The 19138-nt window shown below is 72.7% G+C and carries 11 protein-coding genes; 10 read left to right on the top strand and 1 reads right to left on the bottom strand.

Going from position 1 to position 19138, the window contains the following annotated elements; all coding sequences use genetic code 11:
• The 6 genes from ACQZOG_RS27940 to ACQZOG_RS27915 form a co-directional block, all read left to right on the top strand.
• Positions 1-816 (top strand): ATP-binding cassette domain-containing protein (locus tag ACQZOG_RS27940; protein ID WP_430741929.1); only part of this gene is annotated, 816 nt, incomplete at its 5' end.
• The gene (locus ACQZOG_RS27935) at positions 813-1019 is read left to right on the top strand and encodes a hypothetical protein (protein ID WP_033276051.1); all 207 of its coding nucleotides are present in this window, start codon (positions 813-815) and stop codon (positions 1017-1019) included. The genes ACQZOG_RS27940 and ACQZOG_RS27935, both read left to right, overlap by 4 nt.
• Positions 1020-1137: 118 nt before the next feature.
• On the top strand, positions 1138-2913 hold the full coding sequence (locus ACQZOG_RS27930; protein WP_037641673.1) for an ABC transporter ATP-binding protein: 1776 nt from the start codon (positions 1138-1140) through the stop codon (positions 2911-2913).
• A gap of 235 nt (positions 2914-3148) precedes the next feature.
• Entirely contained in the window at positions 3149-5194 is a 2046-nt protein-coding gene (locus tag ACQZOG_RS27925) for a M4 family metallopeptidase (RefSeq protein WP_430741718.1), read from the top strand.
• A gap of 324 nt (positions 5195-5518) precedes the next feature.
• Positions 5519-7171, top strand: a complete 1653-nt coding sequence (locus ACQZOG_RS27920; protein WP_430741717.1) for a M4 family metallopeptidase — start codon at positions 5519-5521, stop codon at positions 7169-7171.
• 91 nt (positions 7172-7262) lie between these two features.
• The gene (locus tag ACQZOG_RS27915) at positions 7263-7784 is read left to right on the top strand and encodes a DUF1990 domain-containing protein (RefSeq protein ID WP_033276055.1); all 522 of its coding nucleotides are present in this window, start codon (positions 7263-7265) and stop codon (positions 7782-7784) included.
• A gap of 344 nt (positions 7785-8128) precedes the next feature.
• Here the strand turns inward: ACQZOG_RS27915 and ACQZOG_RS27910 are convergent, their stop codons facing one another.
• Positions 8129-10747 carry a glycosyltransferase family 1 protein gene (locus ACQZOG_RS27910; RefSeq protein ID WP_058916975.1) on the bottom strand — a complete coding sequence of 873 codons (2619 nt, stop codon included), beginning with the start codon at positions 10745-10747 and terminating at the stop codon, positions 8129-8131.
• Positions 10748-11507: 760 nt separating this feature from the next.
• Here ACQZOG_RS27910 and ACQZOG_RS27905 point away from each other — a divergent pair.
• Genes ACQZOG_RS27905 through glgB form a run of 4 tightly spaced genes read left to right on the top strand, consistent with a single transcriptional unit; the run spans position 11508 to position 19014 of the window.
• Positions 11508-13682 carry an alpha-1,4-glucan--maltose-1-phosphate maltosyltransferase gene (locus ACQZOG_RS27905; RefSeq protein WP_401457506.1) on the top strand — a complete coding sequence of 725 codons (2175 nt, stop codon included), beginning with the start codon at positions 11508-11510 and terminating at the stop codon, positions 13680-13682.
• Complete coding sequence (gene treS / locus ACQZOG_RS27900; protein ID WP_430741928.1) at positions 13679-15397, top strand: maltose alpha-D-glucosyltransferase; 1719 nt, start codon at positions 13679-13681, stop codon at positions 15395-15397. Before ACQZOG_RS27905 ends, treS begins: the two co-directional genes overlap by 4 nt.
• 28 nt (positions 15398-15425) lie before the next feature.
• Positions 15426-16784 (top strand): maltokinase N-terminal cap-like domain-containing protein, encoded by a 1359-nt coding sequence (locus tag ACQZOG_RS27895; protein ID WP_230227035.1) that lies wholly within the window; start codon positions 15426-15428, stop codon positions 16782-16784.
• A gap of 4 nt (positions 16785-16788) precedes the next feature.
• A complete protein-coding gene (glgB, locus tag ACQZOG_RS27890) occupies positions 16789-19014 on the top strand; it encodes a 1,4-alpha-glucan branching enzyme (protein ID WP_387693636.1) in 2226 nt (741 codons plus the stop codon).
• Positions 19015-19138: the final 124 nt, after the last annotated feature.

Genomic DNA, 19138 nt, shown 5'->3' with positions numbered 1-19138 from the left:
TTCCTGATCGAGTGCGGCTACTACCTCAGCCGGGGCGTGGTCGCGGCCGGCCGGGTGGCGGCGCTGCTGCGGATCCAGCCGCCGCCGGACGCGGCCACCGCCGAACCGCCGGCCGAACCGTCCACGCTGGAGGACCCGCAGTCCGGGGTGCGGGTGCTGCCGGGGCGGCTGACCGCGCTGGTCTGTGCCCGGCCGGCGGACGCGGTGGCCGTGGTGGACCGGCTGGGCCGGTACACGCCGTCCGACGTCATGTGGGGCGGGGTCCGGCTGGACGAGGTGGCGCTCGCCCGGGTGCGGGAGCGGATCCTGGTCGCCGAACCGGAGGCCGCGCTCTTCGCGGGCCCGCTGCGCGAGGTGGTCGCGGGCCGGGGCGGGGCGTCCGACGCGCGGGTGCTGGGCGCACTGCACGCGGCGGCGGCCGACGACGTGGTGCGCGGGCTGCCGGACGGCCTCGACTCGGTGGTGTCCGCGCAGGGCCGCAGCCTGTCCGGCGGTCAGCGGCAGCGGGTCCGGCTGGCGCGGGCGCTGCTCGCCGACCCGGAGGTGCTGCTGGCGGTGGAGCCGACCTCGGCGCTCGATGCGCACACCGAGGCGCTGGTCGCCGACCGGCTGCGCACGGAGCGCGAGGGCCGGACCACGGTGCTGGTCACCACCTCACCGCTGGTCCTCGACCGGGCCGACCGGGTGCTGTTCCTGTCCGACGGCAAGGTGACGGCGAGCGGCTCGCATCGTGAACTGCTGGAAGGTGAGCCGGAGTACCGACGCCTGGTGGCCAGGGACGCGGAGCAGGACGCCACCGAGGAGGTGGCCCGATGAGCGCGGAACGACTGCCTGTGGCGGAACCGGGTGATGTGCGGCGGGCCGCCGGGGAGCGCGCGCCGGCCGACCGTCGGCGTCCCCCGACCGCCGCCAAGGCGTCGGCGAGCGGCGCCCACCACCGGCTGCCCGAAGAGCCGGAACACGGCCACAAGGTCGCCCACGACGCCGGACAGGACACCCACCAGGAGGTCCCCCGATGAGCGCGGAACGACTGCCAGTGGCGGAGCCGGGCGATGTGCCGGGGACGCTTGGGGAGCTGGCAGAGACCAACGCGGCGGTCCGGGACGCCGAACGGAACGTCACCCAGGAGGTCCCCCGATGAGCGCGGAACGACTGCCGGTGGCGGAGCCGGGTGATGTGCGGCGGGCCGCCGGGGAGCTGGTGCGGGCCGACGGGCGGGCGTTCGCGGGTGTGCTGGCGCTGAACGGCGCGGCCGCCCTCGCCGGGCTGGCCGGGCCGTGGCTGCTCGGGCGGATCGTCGACGAGGTGCGGGCGGGCGGCGGCACCGCCGTGGTGGACCGGCTGGCCCCGGTCATCCTGGCGTGCGCGGTGGCGCAGCTGCTGCTGTCCCGGTGGGCCCGTTACGTGGGCCACCGGTTCGGGGAGCGGACGCTGGCGCGGGTGCGTGAGCGGTTCGTGGACCGGGCGCTGGCGCTGCCGTCCGCCGTCGTGGAGCGGGCCGGCACCGGCGATCTGACGACGCGGGGCACGGCGGACGTGACCGCCGTCGGCACCACGCTGCGCGACGCCGGACCCTCACTGCTGGTCAACCTGGTGCAGTCGCTGTTCGTGATGGTCGCGATCCTGGTCGTGGACCCGCTGCTGGGCGCGCTGGGGCTGCTGTGCCTCACCCCGATCTGGCTGGTGCTGCGCTGGTACCTGCGGCGGGCCAGGGACGCGTACCTCGCCGAGGGCGCGGCCAACTCGGACGTCGCGGAGGTGGTCGCGTCGACGGCGGCGGGCGCCCGCACGGTGGAGGCGTTCCGGATGGAGGAGCGGCGGATCCGGGCGAGCCGGGAGGCGCTGGAGACGTCCCGCCGCGCCCGTATGCGCACGCTGTTCCTGCGGTCGGTGTTCTTCCCGGTGGTCGAGCTGTCGTACATCGTGCCGGTGGCGGGGGTGCTGCTGTGCGGCGGATGGCTGCTCGCGCGGGACGCGGTGAGCCTGGGCGCGGTCGTGGCGACGTCGCTGTACCTGCTGCAGTTGAGCGGCCCGCTGGACGAGGTGCTGATGCGGCTGGAGCAGCTCCAGTCCAGCGGGGCCTCGTTCGCCAGGGTGGAGGGCCTGGCCCAGGCGCCGCGCGCGGCCGGGCGCAGCGACGCTCCCGACCCGGCGGACGACCGCATCGACGTGACCGGTGTGCGCTACGCGTACGACGGGGGCGGTGAGGTGCTGCGGGGGGTGGACCTGACGCTGACGCCGGGCGAACGGCTGGCGGTGGTCGGGCCGTCGGGCGCGGGCAAGACCACGCTGAGCCGGCTGCTGGCGGGGGTGGACGCGCCGGCCGCCGGGAGCGTGACCGTGGGCGGGGTGCCGGTGGCGGCGCTGGACCCCGAGCGGCTGCGGCGGCAGGTGGTGCTGGTGACCCAGGAGCACCATGTCTTCCTGGGGTCGGTCCGGGACAATCTGCGGATCGCCGCGCCGGACGCCGGGGACGGGGAGCTGTGGGCGGCGCTGGCCGTGGTGGGCGCGGACGGCTGGGTACGTGAGCTGCCGTGCGGGCTGGACACCGAGCTGGGCGAGGGCGGCCACGCCACCGACGGACCCCAGGCGCAGCAACTCGCCCTGGCCCGCGTGGTGCTGGCCGACCCGCACACGCTGGTACTGGACGAGGCGACGGCCCTGCTCGACCCGGCGACCGCCCGGCACGCGGAGCGCGCGCTGGCCGCCGTGCTGGAGGGCCGTACGGTCGTCGCCGTCGCGCACCGGCTGCACACCGCGCACGACGCGGACCGGGTGGCCGTGATGGAGGACGGCCGCCTCTCCGAACTGGGCACGCACGACACCCTGGTGGCGGAGGACGGGGTGTACGCGGCGTTGTGGCGCTCGTGGCACGGGGACGGGACGGGCGGCGTCCCGCCGTCGTCCGTATAACGGACGCCCCCTTCCGGAGACCGAACGGAATCCGGCCAACTTCCTGACGCGCTCCTGACAGAAACCGCGATCCCCTGCCACTCTTCCCACGGCCGCTTCACAGCAACCCCACAGCTTCGGCTGCCCGTTGTGCGGCGGTCACTGCTCGGAGCACTTCCGTTCTGCCCGGCCGGCTGACCCGCCGGCCGGTCTCCCCAGGCCGCGTACCCCCGCGGCCCCGCAGAAGGAGTCAGCGTTGAGAAGCAGGACGTCCCACAGACGCACCCCCCGCACCGCGCAGCGCCGCGTCGCCGCCGTCGCCCTGGCCGGCGTGGCCGCGCTGATCGCCACGGCCGTCCAGTCCGGCGCCGCCACCGCCGCCCCCGGCACGGCGCCCCGGACCGCGAGCGCCGCCGCGCCCGGCTCGGAGCCGGTCAAGCTCACCCCCGCCCAGCGTGCCGCGCTGATGCGCCAGGCGGACTCCGTCAAGGCCGAGACCGCGAAGGACCTCGGTCTGGGCGCGAAGGAGAAGCTCGTCGTCCGCGACGTCCTCAAGGACCGCGACGGCACCGTGCACGTCCGCTACGAGCGCACCTACGACGGGCTGCCCGTCCTCGGCGGCGACCTGATCGTCCAGGGTGACTCGGCCGGCGAGGCGGACAGGGTCGTCAAGGCGACCCGCGCCGCGGTGAAGCCCGCCACCACCGCCGCGAAGGTGCCGGCCGCGAAGGCCGAGGCGCAGGCCCTGTCCGCCGCGCAGGCCGAGAAGGCCGAGGGCGCGGACGTCGACCGGGCCCCGCGCAAGGTGATCTGGGCGGCGGACGGCAAGCCGGTCGTCGCGTACGAGACGGTGGTCGGCGGCCTCCAGCACGACGGCACCCCGCAGGAGCTGCACGTCGTCACCGACGCCACCACGGGCGAGAAGCTGTACGAGTGGCAGGCCGTGCAGAACGGCACCGGCCACACGGTCTACAGCGGCACCGTCGACCTGACGACCACCCAGTCGGGCTCGACGTACAACCTCACCGACGGCGCGCGCGGCGGACACAAGACGTACAACCTCAACCGCGGCACCTCCGGCACCGGGACGCTGTTCTCCGGCTCCGACGACGTCTGGGGCAACGGCAGTCCCTCCAACGCGGAGTCGGCCGGCGCGGACGCCCACTACGGGGCGGCGCTGACCTGGGACTACTACAAGAACGTGCACGGCCGCACCGGCATCCGCGGGGACGGCGTCGGCGCGTACTCCCGGGTCCACTACGGCAACAACTACGTCAACGCCTTCTGGTCGGACAGCTGCTTCTGCATGACCTACGGCGACGGCTCCGGCAACGCCAACCCGCTCACCTCGATCGACGTGGCCGCGCACGAGATGTCGCACGGCCTCACCTCGGCCACCGCGGGCCTGGTCTACAGCGGCGAGTCCGGCGGCCTCAACGAGGCGACGAGCGACATCTTCGGCTCGACCGTCGAGTTCTACGCCAACAACTCCTCCGACGTGGGTGACTACCTCATCGGCGAGGAGATCGACATCAACGGGAACGGCACCCCGCTGCGGTACATGGACAAGCCGAGCAAGGACGGCCGGTCCAAGGACTCCTGGTACTCCGGCATCGGCTCGATCGACGTCCACTACTCGTCGGGCGTGGCGAACCACTTCTTCTACCTGCTGAGCGAGGGCAGCGGTACGAAGACCATCAACGGGGTCACCTACGACTCCCCCACCTCCGACGGCCTGCCGGTCACCGGCATCGGCCGCGCCAAGGCGGAGAAGATCTGGTTCCGCGCGCTCACCACGAAGTTCACCTCCACCACGAACTACGCGGCGGCCCGCACCGGCACCCTGGCGGCGACCGGTGAGCTGTACGGCACGGACAGCGCCGAGTACAAGGCGGTGCAGGACGCCTGGGCGGCCGTCAACGTCGGCACCCGCTCCGGCGGTCCCGGGGGCGGCGGCACCACCTTCGAGTCGACCACCGACGTGGCGATCCCGGACGCCGGCGCCGCGGTGACGTCCGCGATCACCGTCACCGGCCGCACCGGCAACGCGCCGGCCAACCTCCAGGTCGCGGTGGACATCGTGCACACGTGGAGCGGTGACCTGGTCGTCGACCTGGTGGCCCCGGACGGCACCTCGTACCGCCTCCGCAACCGCACCGGCGGTTCGGCGGACAACATCAACGAGACGTACACGGTCAACGCCTCGTCGGAGACGGCCAACGGCACCTGGCGGCTTCGGGTCCAGGACACGGCCCGCTACGACACCGGCTACATCAACGGCTGGAGCCTGACCTTCCCGTAGGCGGACCCCGTCGTCGTACGGATTCCGTCGTCGTACGGATCCCGTCGTCGTACGGACCCTGTCGCGACGCCGTCCCGGGTGGTTCCGACCGCCCGGGACGGCGCCGCTTTTTGCCGACCCCATACGCACCGAGGGTTGCGCCTTTGCCGAGGTCACACGGTTTTACACACCCGCAACACACGGCCCGACGGCTACTTTCGGCCAACATCATTCGACCCTCATGACATGTACGCGTCGCGGGTGTCACTCTTCCCTCGCTCGGTGCACCACCCGGACGGCCCCCCAACCGTCCGGCACCCCCACTCACCCCCCGAGGAGCTTCGAGTGACTCCCCTCTACGCGCGTCGTCGCCGTACCGCCCTGGCCGCCGCCACCGCCGTCGCGGCCGGCGCCCTGCTCACCACCGGCCTGGCCACCGGTACCGCGACCGCCGACTCCGCCCCGGCCGGCAAGCCGGTCCTGGGCAGCGCCCCCGTGCTGCTGTCCGCCTCCGCGCGCACCTCCCTCATCCAGGAGCAGCAGTCCACGGCCTCCGGGACCGCCGACGCGATAGGCCTCGGCGCCAAGGAGAAGCTGATCGTCAAGGATGTCGTCAAGGACGTCGACGGCACGGTCCACACCCGCTACGAGCGCACCTACGACGGGCTGCCCGTGCTCGGCGGCGACCTCGTCGTGCACGAGCCGGCGGGCGGCGCCAGAACCGTCACCAAGGCCGTGAAGACCTCTGTCGCCGTCGCCTCCGTGACGCCGAAGGTCGCCGCGGGCAAGGCGGAGACGCAGGCGCTCGCCGCCGCCGAGAAGGCCGGTTCCGCGCGCACCGAGGCCGACTCGGCGCCCCGCAAGGTGATCTGGGCCGCCGAGGGCACGCCCGTCCTCGCCTACGAGACCGTCGTCGGCGGCCTCCAGGAGGACGGCACCCCGAACGAGCTGCACGTGATCACGGACGCCACCACGGGCGAGAAGCTGCACGAGTGGCAGGCCGTCCACACCGGCACCGGCAAGAGCCTCTACTCCGGCACGGTCACCCTCGGCACCTACAAGTCCGGCTCGACGTACCAGCTGTACGACACCGCGCGCGGCGGTCACAAGACCTACAACCTGGCGCGCGGCACCTCCGGCACCGGCACCCTGTTCACCGACGCGGACGACACCTGGGGCACCGGCACCGCCTCCAGCTCCTCCAGCGACCAGACCGCGGCCGTGGACGCCGCCTACGGCGCCCAGATCACCTGGGACTTCTACAAGAACACCTTCGGGCGCAGCGGCATCAGGAACGACGGCAAGGCCGCCTACTCCCGCGTCCACTACGGCAGCAACTACGTCAACGCCTTCTGGCAGGACAGCTGCTTCTGCATGACCTACGGCGACGGCACGGGCAACACCCACCCGCTGACCTCGCTGGACGTCGCCGGCCACGAGATGAGCCACGGCGTCACCTCGGTCACCGCGGGCCTGCGCTACAGCGGCGAGTCCGGCGGCCTGAACGAGGCGACCAGCGACATCTTCGGCGCCGGGGCGGAGTTCTATGCGAACAACTCCGCCGACTCCGGTGACTACCTCATCGGCGAGAAGATCGACATCAACGGCGACGGCACGCCGCTGCGGTACATGGACAAGCCGAGCAAGGACGGCGCGTCCAAGGACTACTGGTCCTCCAGCCTCGGCTCGGTCGACGTGCACTACTCCTCGGGCCCGGCGAACCACTTCTTCTTCCTGCTCGCCGAGGGCAGCGGCTCGAAGACGATCAACGGCGTGAGCTACAACTCGCCGACGTACGACGGCTCCACCGTCACCGGCATCGGCCGCGCCAAGGCGCTGCAGATCTGGTACAAGGCGCTGACCACGTACTTCACCTCGACGACCAACTACAAGGCGGCCCGCACGGGCACCCTGAACGCGGCGTCGGCGCTGTACGGCGCGAACAGCACGGAGTACAAGGCGGTCAACGCGGCCTGGAAGGCGGTCAACGTCAGCTGAGGCCGGTTCCCGCCCGTGCCGCGCGGCACCCGGAGCACTTCGCTCCGGGTGCCGCCGGTGCGTTCGGGGCCACCGCCTAGGCTTGGGTCCTATGTCTTCGGCGGACTTCACCTACGACCACGTCGGCGCGAGCCGGGATCCCGAGTTCTGCCCTCCGGGATTTCACCACTTGAGGGAGCGCACGCGGCTCGGCGAGGGGGAGAAGGTGTTCCACCAGGCGGTGGACGCGCTGTTCGGTTTCGAGATGCACCGGGAGATGGGGGTCGGCATCGACGCCTCGGCGGACCGGGCCGCGGCCGGCGTCGACGTCACCGTCACCCTGGCGGGGCTGGTGAAGGCGCCCTGCCGGGTCGTGTGGGCGGCGGAAGAGTACCGCGAGGCGGGGTGGGCGTACGGGACGCTGGCGGGGCATCCGGAGAGCGGGGAGGAGGCGTTCGTGGTGCACCGTACGGGTGACGGCACGGTGTGGCTCACGGTCTCGGCGTTCAGCCGCCCGGCCCGCTGGTACGCCCGAGCGGGTGGCGCGGCTACCCGGTCCCTCCAGCACGCGTACGCCCGCCGCGCCGGCAAGACCCTCCGCCGCCTGGCGACCCGAGGCGTGGAGGACGCCTGAGGGTTACGGGGGTGCGGGGCCTTGTCCATCGCCGGGTGCGGGCTGTCGGGGCCTGATCGCGCAGTTCCCCGCGCCCCTAAGGCGCCTCCGCCTGCGGGCAGTCGTGCCGCTTGGGGCGGCACGGGTGGGCGCAGGCGGCACCTCGCAGCACCGAGGTGTGCAACGCCCCCACGGCCACGAGAGTGCCAGGCACTGTTCACCGCCGGGCGCGGGCCATCCGTGGCTGATCGCGCAGTTCCCCGCGCCCCTAAGGCGCCTCGCAGCGTAACGCCCCCGACGGGTACTCGGGTGCCGGCCGTCGGGGGCTGGTCGCGCAGTTCCCCGCGCCCCTGAAGGGCGTCATCTCACCGCATCAGTAAGCCCGCCGCCTCGGCGACATCCTCCGGTGGCACCGCCACCAGACCCAGCTCCGCCCCGGACGCCAACAGCCGATGGCTGGGAAGAACCCGCACCGTGTACCCGAACGGCCCCGTCCGGTCGAGGGCCAGCGGGCCCTCGTAGACCCACTCGCCCCCCGCCCCGGGAACACCCACCGGCTTCAGCGGCACGGCGACCGCGTCCGTGATGCGATCCTCCTCGTCCACCCGCCCCGCGACGGCCTGCACCTCCACGTCCTCCGGCCGCAGGCTCCCCAGCCCCACCCGCACCCGGAGGGCCAGCGTGCTGCCCAGCTCGGCGGTGGCGGAGGCCACGGACGTCTCGACGTGGTCGACGGTCACCCCGTGCCACGCCCCCCGCACCGCCGCCTTCCACTCGGCGAGCTCCCGGGCCGCGTCCGCGTCCATCGCCCGGTGCGCGTGCGCGGCCGGCGTGTACAGCCGGTCCACGTACTCCCGCACCATGCGCCCGGCCAGCACCTTCGGCCCGAGCAGGCTCAGCGTCCGCCGGACCATCTCGATCCACCGGTCCGGCAGCCCGCTGCGCCCGCGCTCGTAGAAGGTGCGGGTCACCCGCTGCTCCAGCAGGTCGTACAGCGCCGCGGCCTCTATGTCGTCGCGCCGGTCCGGGTCGGTCCCCGCGCCGTCCGCCGTGGGGATGGACCAGCCGAAGTCGGGCTGGAACCACTCGTCCCACCAGCCGTCCAGCACGGACAGGTTGAGCCCGCCGTTGAGCGCGGCCTTCATCCCGCTGGTGCCGCACGCCTCCAGCGGCCGCAGCGGGTTGTTCAGCCAGATGTCGCAGCCGGGGTACAGCTTCTGCGCCATCGCCATGCCGTAGTCGGGCAGGAACACGATCCGGTGCCGCACCCGCGGGTCGTCGGCGAAGCGGACCAGCTCCTGGATGAGCCGCTTGCCCCCGTCGTCCGCCGGGTGGGCCTTGCCCGCGACCACGATCTGCACGGGCCGCTCGGGGTGCAGCAGCAGGTCCATCAGCCGGTCCCGGTCGCGCAGCATCAGCGTCAGCCGCTTGTACGACGGGACGCGCCGGGCGAAGCCGATGGTGAGCACGTCCGGGTCGAGGACGCCGTCGATCCAGCCCAGTTCGGCGGTTCCGGCGCCGCGCTGCCGCCAGGAGGCGCGCAGCCGTTCCCGTACCTCCAGCACCAGCAGCTCGCGCAGCGACCGGCGCAGGTCCCAGATGTCCTGGTCGGGGATGTCGGCGACGGAGTCCCAGCGGTCGGAGTCGCCGATGCTGAGCGCCTCCTCCGCGCGCTGGGTGCCGATCTGCCGGGCGCCGAGCCGGTACACCTCGGGGGCGACCCAGGTGGGCGCGTGCACCCCGTTGGTGACGGAGGTGATGGGCACCTCCTCGGGATCGAACCCGGGCCACAGTCCGGCGAACATCTCCCGGCTGACCTGGCCGTGCAGCAGGGAGACGCCGTTGGCCCGCTGGGCGAGGCGCAGGCCCATCACGGCCATGTTGAACAGGTTGGGCTCGCCGCCGGGGTAGGTCTCCATGCCGAGCCGCAGGATGCGGTCGACCTCCAGGTTCGGCAGCTCCGCGTGCGGGCCGAAGTGCCGGGCGACCAGTTCGCGGTCGAAGCGGTCGATGCCGGCCGGCACGGGCGTGTGCGTGGTGAACACCGTCCCGGCGCGGACCGCCTCCAGGGCGGCGTCGAAGTCGAGTCCTCCGGCGCGCAGCTCCGCCATCCGCTCCAGGCCGAGGAACCCGGCGTGCCCCTCGTTGGTGTGGAACACCTCCGGCGCCGCGTGCCCGGTGAGCCTGCAGTACGTGCGGACGGCGCGGACACCTCCTATGCCGAGGAGCATCTCCTGGAGGAGCCGGTGCTCGCTGCCGCCGCCGTAGAGCCGGTCGGTCACCCCGCGCTCGATGAGGTCGTTCTCCTCGATGTCGGAGTCGAGCAGGAGCAGCGGGATCCTGCCCACCTGGGCGACCCAGACGCGGGCGCGCAGGGAGCGGTCGCCGGGCAGGGCGAGGGTGATCCGGGCGGGGGCGCCGTCGGCCTCCTTGAGCTGGTCCAGGGGCAGCTCGTGCGGGTCGAGGACGGGGTAGTGCTCCTGCTGCCAGCCGTCGCGGGACAGCGACTGGCGGAAGTAGCCGTGCCGGTAGAGCAGGCCGACGCCGATCAGCGGGGCGCCGAGGTCGCTGGCGGCCTTGAGGTGGTCGCCGGCCAGGATGCCGAGCCCGCCCGAGTACTGGGGCAGGGCGGCGGTGATGCCGAACTCGGGGGAGAAGTAGGCGACGGCGGCGGGCAGCCGGCCGCTCTGCCGCTGGTACCAGCGGTCGCCGGTCATGTAGGTGTCCAGGTCGTCCGCGACCGCGGCGAGCCGGTCGAGGAAGTCGCGATCGCCGGCCAGCTCGGTGAGCCGCTCGGTGGGGACGCTGCCCAGCAGGCGCATGGGGTCGCCGCCGGCCGCGGCCCAGCGTTCGGGGTCGACGGAGCGGAAGAGGTCACGGGTTCCGGTGTGCCAGGACCAGCGCAGATTGCGGGCCAGGTCGCTCAGCGGCCGGAGGGGTTCGGGGAGCACGGGTCGGACGGTGAATCGACGGATAGCCTTCACAAGCCACCTCGGCGCGTTCGTGAGAGACGCGGTGTGCGTCCGGGTATCGCAGCCGACAGTACCGGCGCGGACACCGTCCGCGGGGGAGGCCGGGGGACACGGGTACCTCGCCTGCCCCGTCCAAACGATTCACCGCACAGTGGACATGGCCGATTCCGGCCCCATGTACGGCCTTGTCACACTTCACCCCGCGCGTCGCGCCGCCGCTCCGCGACCCGTGTCGCACCGCACGCCCCGGGCCGGTCGCCGGGCAGGGCAAGAAACCGGCCGTTTCCGCCCGCCGACGGGTTCGCCCCCACGTCACCTGCGGTGTTCTCGCCTCGCGCGCCCCTTGCGCCCCGCCCGTCCCACCGGTCACGGGCCCCCGCCGACGCACGGCGTGGGCGTGCCGACCCGCCCCGGACGGGTGGCGGACGGCGCGTTCGGGGAAGCCGCTGGTCACCGGGCGGGGCGGGTGACGCACTCGCGGCGCGTGTCCCGGTCCGCCGCGGCGCCCGCGTGCGCCGGGGGGCCGCGCACGCTTCGAAGCGCCCGCCGCCGGTGGGAACGAACCCAGCACGGGTGCGCTCCGGACCCTGGGGCGCCGAGGGGCACCGGCCGGTCTTGTGTGTCGACATACGCGTGAGTAGTTAACAAAGGGCCGGATTGCCCACCCGAACGGTGTGGGAAGGCTCCTGCGGGTACACCCCACGGGGACCCCGCAGGACCCACCTCCCCACAGTCATCCGCCCACCCTTCGTTGACGCGGACAGGAGCGGTCATGCCCGCCAAGCACCACTCGTCATCCCCCTCGCCGTCCGGCACCGAGGCGTCCGCCGCCCGCAGCGGCACAGCGCCCGCGCGCGGCCGCCCGCCCCGCACCGGTCCCGCCCCGGCCGTCGCACGCGGCACCACTCCCCCGGCGGCCCCCGGGACCTCCGTGGGACGCATCCCCGTGCTGGACGTCCGGCCGCTGGTGCGGCAGGGCCGCCGGCCCGCGAAGGCCGTGGTGGGCGAGGCGTTCGAGGTGACGGCGACGGTGTTCCGTGAGGGGCACGACGCGGTGGCGGCCGACGTGGTGCTGAGGGATCCGGAGGGGCGTCCGGGTCCGTTCACGCCGATGCGGGAGCTGGCGCCGGGCACGGACCGGTGGGGGGCGACCGTCACCCCGACCCGCACGGGTCTGTGGACGTACGCGGTGGAGGCGTGGGGCGACCCGGTCACCACCTGGCGGCACCACGCGCAGATCAAGGTCCCGGCGGGCATCGACACCGAGCTGGTGCTGGAGGAGGGCGCCCGGCTGCACGAGCGGGCGGCGGAACAGGTGCCCGGGTCCGGCGACCGGGAGGTGCTGCGCGCGGCCGTGGCGGCGCTGCGCGACACGGAACGCCCGGCGGCGGCCCGGCTGGCGGCGGCGTTGACGCCGGAGGTGGACGCGGTGCTGGCGCGGCATCCGCTGCGGGAGCTGGTCACCAGCAGCGAGCCGCTGCCCCTGCTGGTGGAGCGGGAACGGGCGCTGTTCGGGTCCTGGTACGAGTTCTTCCCCCGCTCCGAGGGCACGCCCGAGCAGCCGCACGGCACCTTCGACACGGCCGCGCGCCGGCTCCCGGCGATTGCGGCGATGGGCTTCGACGTCGTCTACCTGCCCCCGATCCACCCGATCGGCACCACCTTCCGCAAGGGCCCCAACAACAGCCTGGACGCCGGCCCGGACGATGTGGGTGTGCCGTGGGCGATCGGCTCCCCCGAGGGCGGCCACGACGCCGTCCACCCCCAGCTGGGCACGCTGGAGGACTTCACCCGGTTCGTGGACCGCGCCCGGGACCTGGGCATGGAGGTCGCCCTCGACTTCGCCCTGCAGTGCTCCCCCGACCACCCCTGGGTGCACAAGCACCCCGAGTGGTTCCACCACCGCCCCGACGGCTCCATCGCCTACGCCGAGAACCCGCCGAAGAAGTACCAGGACATCTACCCGATCGCCTTCGACGCCGACATGGACGGCCTGGTCGCCGAGACCTGCCGGGTCCTGCGGCACTGGATGGACGCCGGGGTGCGGATCTTCCGCGTGGACAACCCGCACACCAAACCCGTCGTCTTCTGGGAACGCGTCATCGGGGAGATCAACGGCAGCGACCCGGACGTCATCTTCCTGGCGGAGGCCTTCACCCGCCCGGCGATGATGCACACCCTGGCCCAGATCGGCTTCCAGCAGTCCTACACGTACTTCACCTGGCGCACCACCAAACAGGAACTGACGGAGTACCTCACCGAACTGTCGGGGGAGGCCGCCTCCTACATGCGGCCCAACTTCTTCGCCAACACCCCCGACATCCTGCACGCCTACCTCCAGCACGGCGGCCGGCCCGCCTTCGAGGTCCGCGCCGTCCTCGCCGCCACCCTCTCCCCCGCCTGGGGCATCTACAGCGGCTACGAACTGTGCGAGAACACCCCGCTGCGCGAGGGCAGCGAGGAGTACCTCGACAGCGAGAAGTACCAGCTCAAACCCCGCGACTGGGAAGCCGCCGCCCGCGAGGGCCGCACCATCGCACCCCTGATCACCCGCCTCAACACCATCCGGCGCGAGAACCCGGCCCTGCGGCAGCTCCGCGACCTCCACTTCCACCGGTCGGACAAGGAGGAGGTCATCGCCTACTCGAAGCGGCGGGACGGCAACACGGTGCTCGTGGTCGCCAATCTCGACACCCGGCACACCCAGGAGGCGACGGTCTCGTTGGACATGCCGCAACTCGGCCTGGACTGGCACGAGTCGGTGCCGGTGCGCGACGAGCTCACCGGTGAGACCTATCAATGGGGCAGCGCCAACTATGTGCGTCTCGGTCCGGGCGGGGCACATGTACTCGTCGTCGGCGGAGGGTCCGGGAACGGGCCTTCCGGGCCGCACAGCACGGTTCTGCGACCGTCCACCCCGCAGATCGGAGGGTCATCCGCCACATGAGCGTCAACGAACCCGTCCCGGACACCTTCGAAGACACCCCCGCCAAGGACCGGGACCCCGACTGGTTCAAACGCGCCGTCTTCTACGAGGTCCTCGTCCGCTCCTTCCAGGACAGCAACGGGGACGGCATCGGTGACCTGAAGGGTCTGACCGCCAAGCTGGACTACCTGCAGTGGCTGGGCGTCGACTGCCTGTGGCTGCCGCCGTTCTTCAAGTCGCCGCTGCGCGACGGCGGGTACGACGTGGCCGACTACACCGCCGTCCTGCCGGAGTTCGGTGACCTCGCCGACTTCGTGGAGTTCGTCGACTCGGCCCATCAGCGCGGCATGCGCGTGATCATCGACTTCGTCATGAACCACACCAGCGACCAGCACCCGTGGTTCCAGGAGTCCAGGCGCGACCCCGACGGTCCGTACGGCGACTACTACGTGTGGGCCGACGACGACAAGCAGTTCCAGGACGCGCGCATCATCTTCGTCGACACCGAGGCGTCGAACTGGACGTACGACCCCGTACGCAAGCAGTACTACTGGCACCGCTTCTTCTCGCACCAGCCGGACCTGAACTACGAGAACCCGGCCGTGCAGGAGGAGATGATCTCGGCGCTGAAGTTCTGGCTGGACCTCGGCATCGACGGGTTCCGGCTCGACGCGGTGCCGTATCTGTACCAGCGGGAAGGGACGAACTGCGAAAACCTCCCGGAGACCCACGCGTTCCTGAAGCGGGTCCGCAAGGAGATCGACACGCAGTACCCGGACACGGTGGTGCTGGCGGAGGCGAACCAGTGGCCCGAGGACGTCGTCGACTACTTCGGCGACTACGCCGCCGGCGGCGACGAATGCCACATGGCGTTCCACTTCCCCGTCATGCCCCGCATCTTCATGGCGGTACGACGGGAGTCCCGCTACCCGGTCTCCGAGATCCTCGCCAAGACCCCCGCCATCCCGTCGGGCTGCCAGTGGGGCATCTTCCTGCGCAACCACGACGAGCTGACCCTGGAGATGGTCACCGACGAGGAACGCGACTACATGTGGGCCGAGTACGCCAAGGACCCCCGCATGCGCGCCAACATCGGCATCCGCCGCCGCCTCGCACCCCTCCTCGACAACGACCGCAACCAGATCGAACTCTTCAACGCCCTGCTGCTGTCCCTGCCCGGCTCGCCGATCATCTACTACGGCGACGAGATCGGCATGGGCGACAACATCTGGCTCGGCGACCGCGACGCGGTGCGCACCCCCATGCAGTGGACCCCCGACCGCAACGCCGGCTTCTCCTCCTCCGACCCCGGCCGCCTCTACCTCCCCACGATCATGGACCCGGTCTACGGCTACCAGGTCACCAACGTCGAAGCCTCCATGGCCTCACCCTCGTCGCTGCTCCACTGGACCCGGCGCATGATCGAGATCCGCAAGCAGAACCCCGCCTTCGGCCTCGGCTCCTACACCGAGCTGCCCTCCTCCAACCCCGCCGTCCTCGCCTTCCTCCGCGAGTACGAGGACGACCTCGTCCTCTGCGTCAACAACTTCTCCCGCTTCTCCCAGCCCACCGAGCTCGACCTGCGCGAGTTCGACGGCCGGCATCCGGTGGAGCTGTTCGGCGGGGTGCGCTTCCCGGCCATCGGCGAACTGCCCTACCTGCTGACCCTCGGGGGCCACGGCTTCTACTGGTTCCGGCTCACCCGAGTCGCATCCCGCATCGGCCGACGACTGTGAGCGTGTGCCGGCGAGAGGAGGCGTCACGATGACGAAGACCGCATTCCTGCGCCCGCGGAGCGCGCCCGCCGAGTCCCTGGAGTCGCTCGCCGGGCTGCTGCGCGAGTGGCTGCCGTTGCAGCGCTGGTTCGCGGGCAAGGACCGTCCCGTCACCGATCTCGGCGTGCTGTCCACGACCGAGCTGTTCCCGGGCTGTCTGCACGTGCTGGTGCACGCCGCGCACGGCGGGGTGCCCGCGCCCGGGGGCGCCACCCCCGCCGGCGACTGCTACCAGCTGCTGCTCGGGGTGCGTGAGCGGCCCTCGCCCCGCCTGGGCAAGGCGCTCATCGGGACCGTGCGGGACGGCCTGCTGGCCGGGCTGACGGTGTACGACGCCCTCCAGGACCCGCGCGCCGCCCAGTTGCTGCTGGAGCGGCTGCGCCGTCCGGGTACCGCGGGCCCGCTGCACTTCGAGGGCGACCCCGCCCAGGAGGTCCCCGCGGGACTGGTGCCGCGGGTGCTCAACGCCGAGCAGTCCAACTCCTCGCTGGTGTACGGCGACGAGTACATCCTGAAGGTGTTCCGGCGCATCCAGCCCGGCGTCAACCCGGACCTGGAGGTACCCGGGGCGTTGGCCCGGCAGGGCTGCCACCGGGTGCCGGCGCCGGTGGCCTGGCTGCGCACCACGCACCCGTTCAAGGCGACGCTCGGCGTGCTCCAGCCGTATCTGCGCAACGCGGCCGACGGCTGGACGCTCGCGCTGGACGCGCTCGCCGCCGGCGACGACTTCACCACGCAGGCGCACGCCCTCGGCCGCGCCACGGCCGACGTGCACCTGGCGCTGTCCTCCGCGTTCCCGGTCGGCGCGCCCGGCGAGAACGGGCGGACGGCGGCGGCGATGACCGAGCGGCTGACCGCGGCCGCGCACGCCGTGCCCGCGCTCCAGCCGTACGTGCCGGGGCTGCGGAGCGCCTTCGCCGCGCTCGCCACCTGCGACGCGGGGCCGCCCGCCCAGCGCATCCACGGCGACCTGCACCTCGGCCAGGTGCTGCGGGCGGGACGCGAGTGGTTCGTGATCGACTTCGAGGGCGAGCCGTCCCGGCCGCTCTCCGAACGGCGCAGCGCCCACTCCCCCGTGCGGGACATCGCCGGGATGCTGCGCTCCTTCGACTATGCCGCCCGGCAGCGCCGCCCCTGGCGCCCGGAGTGGGCGCGGCGCTGCCGCGAGGCCTACTGCGCGGGCTACGCGGCCCGTGCGGGCTGGGACCCGCGCAAGAAGCACGGCCTGCTCCGCGCCTACGAGACGGACCGGGCCGTGTACGAGGTGCTGTACGAGGCCCGGCACCGACCCGACTGGCTGCCCGTACCCATGGCGGCGATCGAGCGCCTCGCCGTGAGAGGAGACTGAAGCCGTGGCCCTGCACGAAACGCCGCTGCCCGGATCGGGCGGGTCAGCCCCGTCCGCCGCCGCCGACGGGGCGGCCGCACCCGCCCTGGACCCGCACGACCGGGGCCGCCTGCTGGCGGGCGCCCACCACGACCCGCACGCCCTGCTGGGCGCCCACCCGGTGCCCGGCGGGATCGCCTTCCGGACGCTGCGCCCCTTCGCCCGCGAGGTGAGCGTCGTCGTCGACGGCGCCCGCACCCCGCTGGTGTCCGAGGGCGACGGGCTGTTCTCCGCCGTGCTGCCGCTGGACGAGGTCCCCGCGTACACCCTCGCGGTGGCGTACGGGGACGACGAGCCGGTGGAGACGCACGACCCGTACCGCTTCCTGCCCGCGCTCGGCGACTTCGACCTGCACCTGATCCACGAGGGCCGGCACGAGGAGCTGTGGACGGCGCTCGGCGCGCACCCCATGACCCACCAGGGCGTGGCCGGCACCCGCTTCACGGTGTGGGCGCCCAACGCGCTCGGGGTGCGGCTCGCCGCGGACTTCACGTACTGGGACGGGACGGCGTTCCCGATGCGGTCGCTGGGCTCGTCCGGCGTGTGGGAGCTGTTCCTGCCGGGCGTCGGCGAGGGCACGCGCTACAAGTTCGAGATCCACTCGCGCCACGGCCACCGGTTCCTCAAGGCGGACCCGATGGCCCGCCGCACCGAGGCGCCGCCGAACACCGCGTCGGTGGTCGCCGCCTCGCACTACGAGTGGGGCGACACGGAGTGGATGGCGCGGCGCGGGGACACGCCGGTGCACGAGGCGCCGTTCTCGGTGTACGAGGTGCACCTGCCGTCCTGGCGGCCCGGTCTCACCTACCGCGAGCTGGCGGAGGTGCTGCCCGCGTACGTGAAGGACATGGGGTTCACGCACGTCGAGCTGATGCCGGTCGCCGAGCACCCGTACGGGCCGTCCTGGGGCTACCAGGTCACCGGCTTCTACGCGCCGACCGCCCGGCTCGGCACCCCGGACGACTTCAAGTACCTGGTCGACGCCCTGCACCGGGCCGGCATCGGCGTGATCATGGACTGGGTGCCCGCGCACTTCCCGAAGGACGACTGGGCGCTGGCCCGGTTCGACGGGGAACCGCTGTACGAGCCCGGTGACTCGCGGCGCGCCGACCACCCCGACTGGGGGACGTTCACCTTCGACTACGCCCGCACCGAGGTGCGCAACTTCCTGGTCGCGAACGCCGTCTACTGGTGCCAGGAGTTCCACATCGACGGGCTGCGGGTCGACGCGGTCGCCTCCATGCTCTACCTCGACTACTCGCGCGAGGACGGCGGCTGGGAGCCCAACGCCTACGGCGGCCGGGAGGACCTGGCGGCGATGGCGTTCCTCCAGGAGATGAACGCCACCGTGTACCGGCGGTGCCCCGGCGTGGTGACCATCGCCGAGGAGTCCACGGCGTGGGGCGGGGTGACCCGGCCCACCGACACCGGCGGGCTCGGGTTCGGACTCAAGTGGAACATGGGCTGGATGCACGACTCGCTGGAGTACGTCTCGCACGAGCCGGTGCACCGCAAGTACCACCACCACGAGATGACCTTCGCGATGGTGTACGCCTACAGCGAGAACTACGTGCTGCCGATCTCGCACGACGAGGTGGTGCACGGCAAGCAGGCCCTGGTGTCGAAGATGCCGGGCGACTGGTGGCAGCGGCGGGCGAACGTCCGCGCCTACCTCGGCTTCATGTGGGCCCACCCCGGCAAGCAACTGCTGTTCATGGGTCAGGAGTTCGCGCAGGGCGCGGAGTGGTCGGAGAAGGCGGGCCCCGAGTGGTGGCTGCTGGACGAGGACTACCACTCGGCGGGTGACCACCGCGGGGTGCAGGACCTGGTGCGCGACCTCAACGCGCACTACCGGCGGCTTCCGTCGCTGTGGCAGCGCGACACCGACCCGTCCGGCTTCCGCTGGGTCGCGGTGGACTCGGCCGACGACAACGTCTTCGCCTTCCTGCGGTACGACGCGGAGGGCCGGCCGCTGCTCGCGGTGTCGAACTTCTCCCCCGTGGTCCGGCACGACTACCGGCTCGCCGTCGGCGACGACGTGGTCGCCTGGGAGGAGATCCTCAACACCGACGCGGCCCGCTACGGCGGCGGCGACGTGGTGAACCCCGACCCGGTCAAGCCCGAGGACGGGCACGTCCGGCTCACCCTTCCCCCGCTCGCGACGGTCTGGCTGGCGCCCACGCCGCTGTGAGACCGCGCTCCGGCGCCCGGCGGCCCTCGGCCGACGACACCAGGTGTTCCGCGCCCCGCGCGGGGCATGCGGGTCGTACGGCCGAGGGCTGCTCGGCGTCGACGCGGCAGGCAGAAGGGCGAGG

This window comes from Streptomyces sp. P13-3-3 (assembly GCF_050571355.1).
Taxonomy (GTDB): domain Bacteria; phylum Actinomycetota; class Actinomycetes; order Streptomycetales; family Streptomycetaceae; genus Streptomyces; species Streptomyces althioticus.
This window is presented reverse-complemented; position numbering and strand designations above follow the sequence as displayed.

Bases quoted from the DNA above. Each gene is read 5' to 3' on its own strand.
- ACQZOG_RS27930 (WP_037641673.1), top strand. From the start codon at position 1,138: ATGAGCGCGGAACGACTGCCGGTGGCGGAGCCGGGTGATGTGCGGCGG.
- ACQZOG_RS27895 (WP_230227035.1), top strand. From the start codon at position 15,426: ATGACGAAGACCGCATTCCTGCGCCCGCGGAGCGCGCCCGCCGAGTCC.
- ACQZOG_RS27905 (WP_401457506.1), top strand. From the start codon at position 11,508: ATGCCCGCCAAGCACCACTCGTCATCCCCCTCGCCGTCCGGCACCGAG.
- ACQZOG_RS27935 (WP_033276051.1), top strand. From the start codon at position 813: ATGAGCGCGGAACGACTGCCTGTGGCGGAACCGGGTGATGTGCGGCGG.
- treS (WP_430741928.1), top strand. From the start codon at position 13,679: ATGAGCGTCAACGAACCCGTCCCGGACACCTTCGAAGACACCCCCGCC.
- ACQZOG_RS27915 (WP_033276055.1), top strand. From the start codon at position 7,263: ATGTCTTCGGCGGACTTCACCTACGACCACGTCGGCGCGAGCCGGGAT.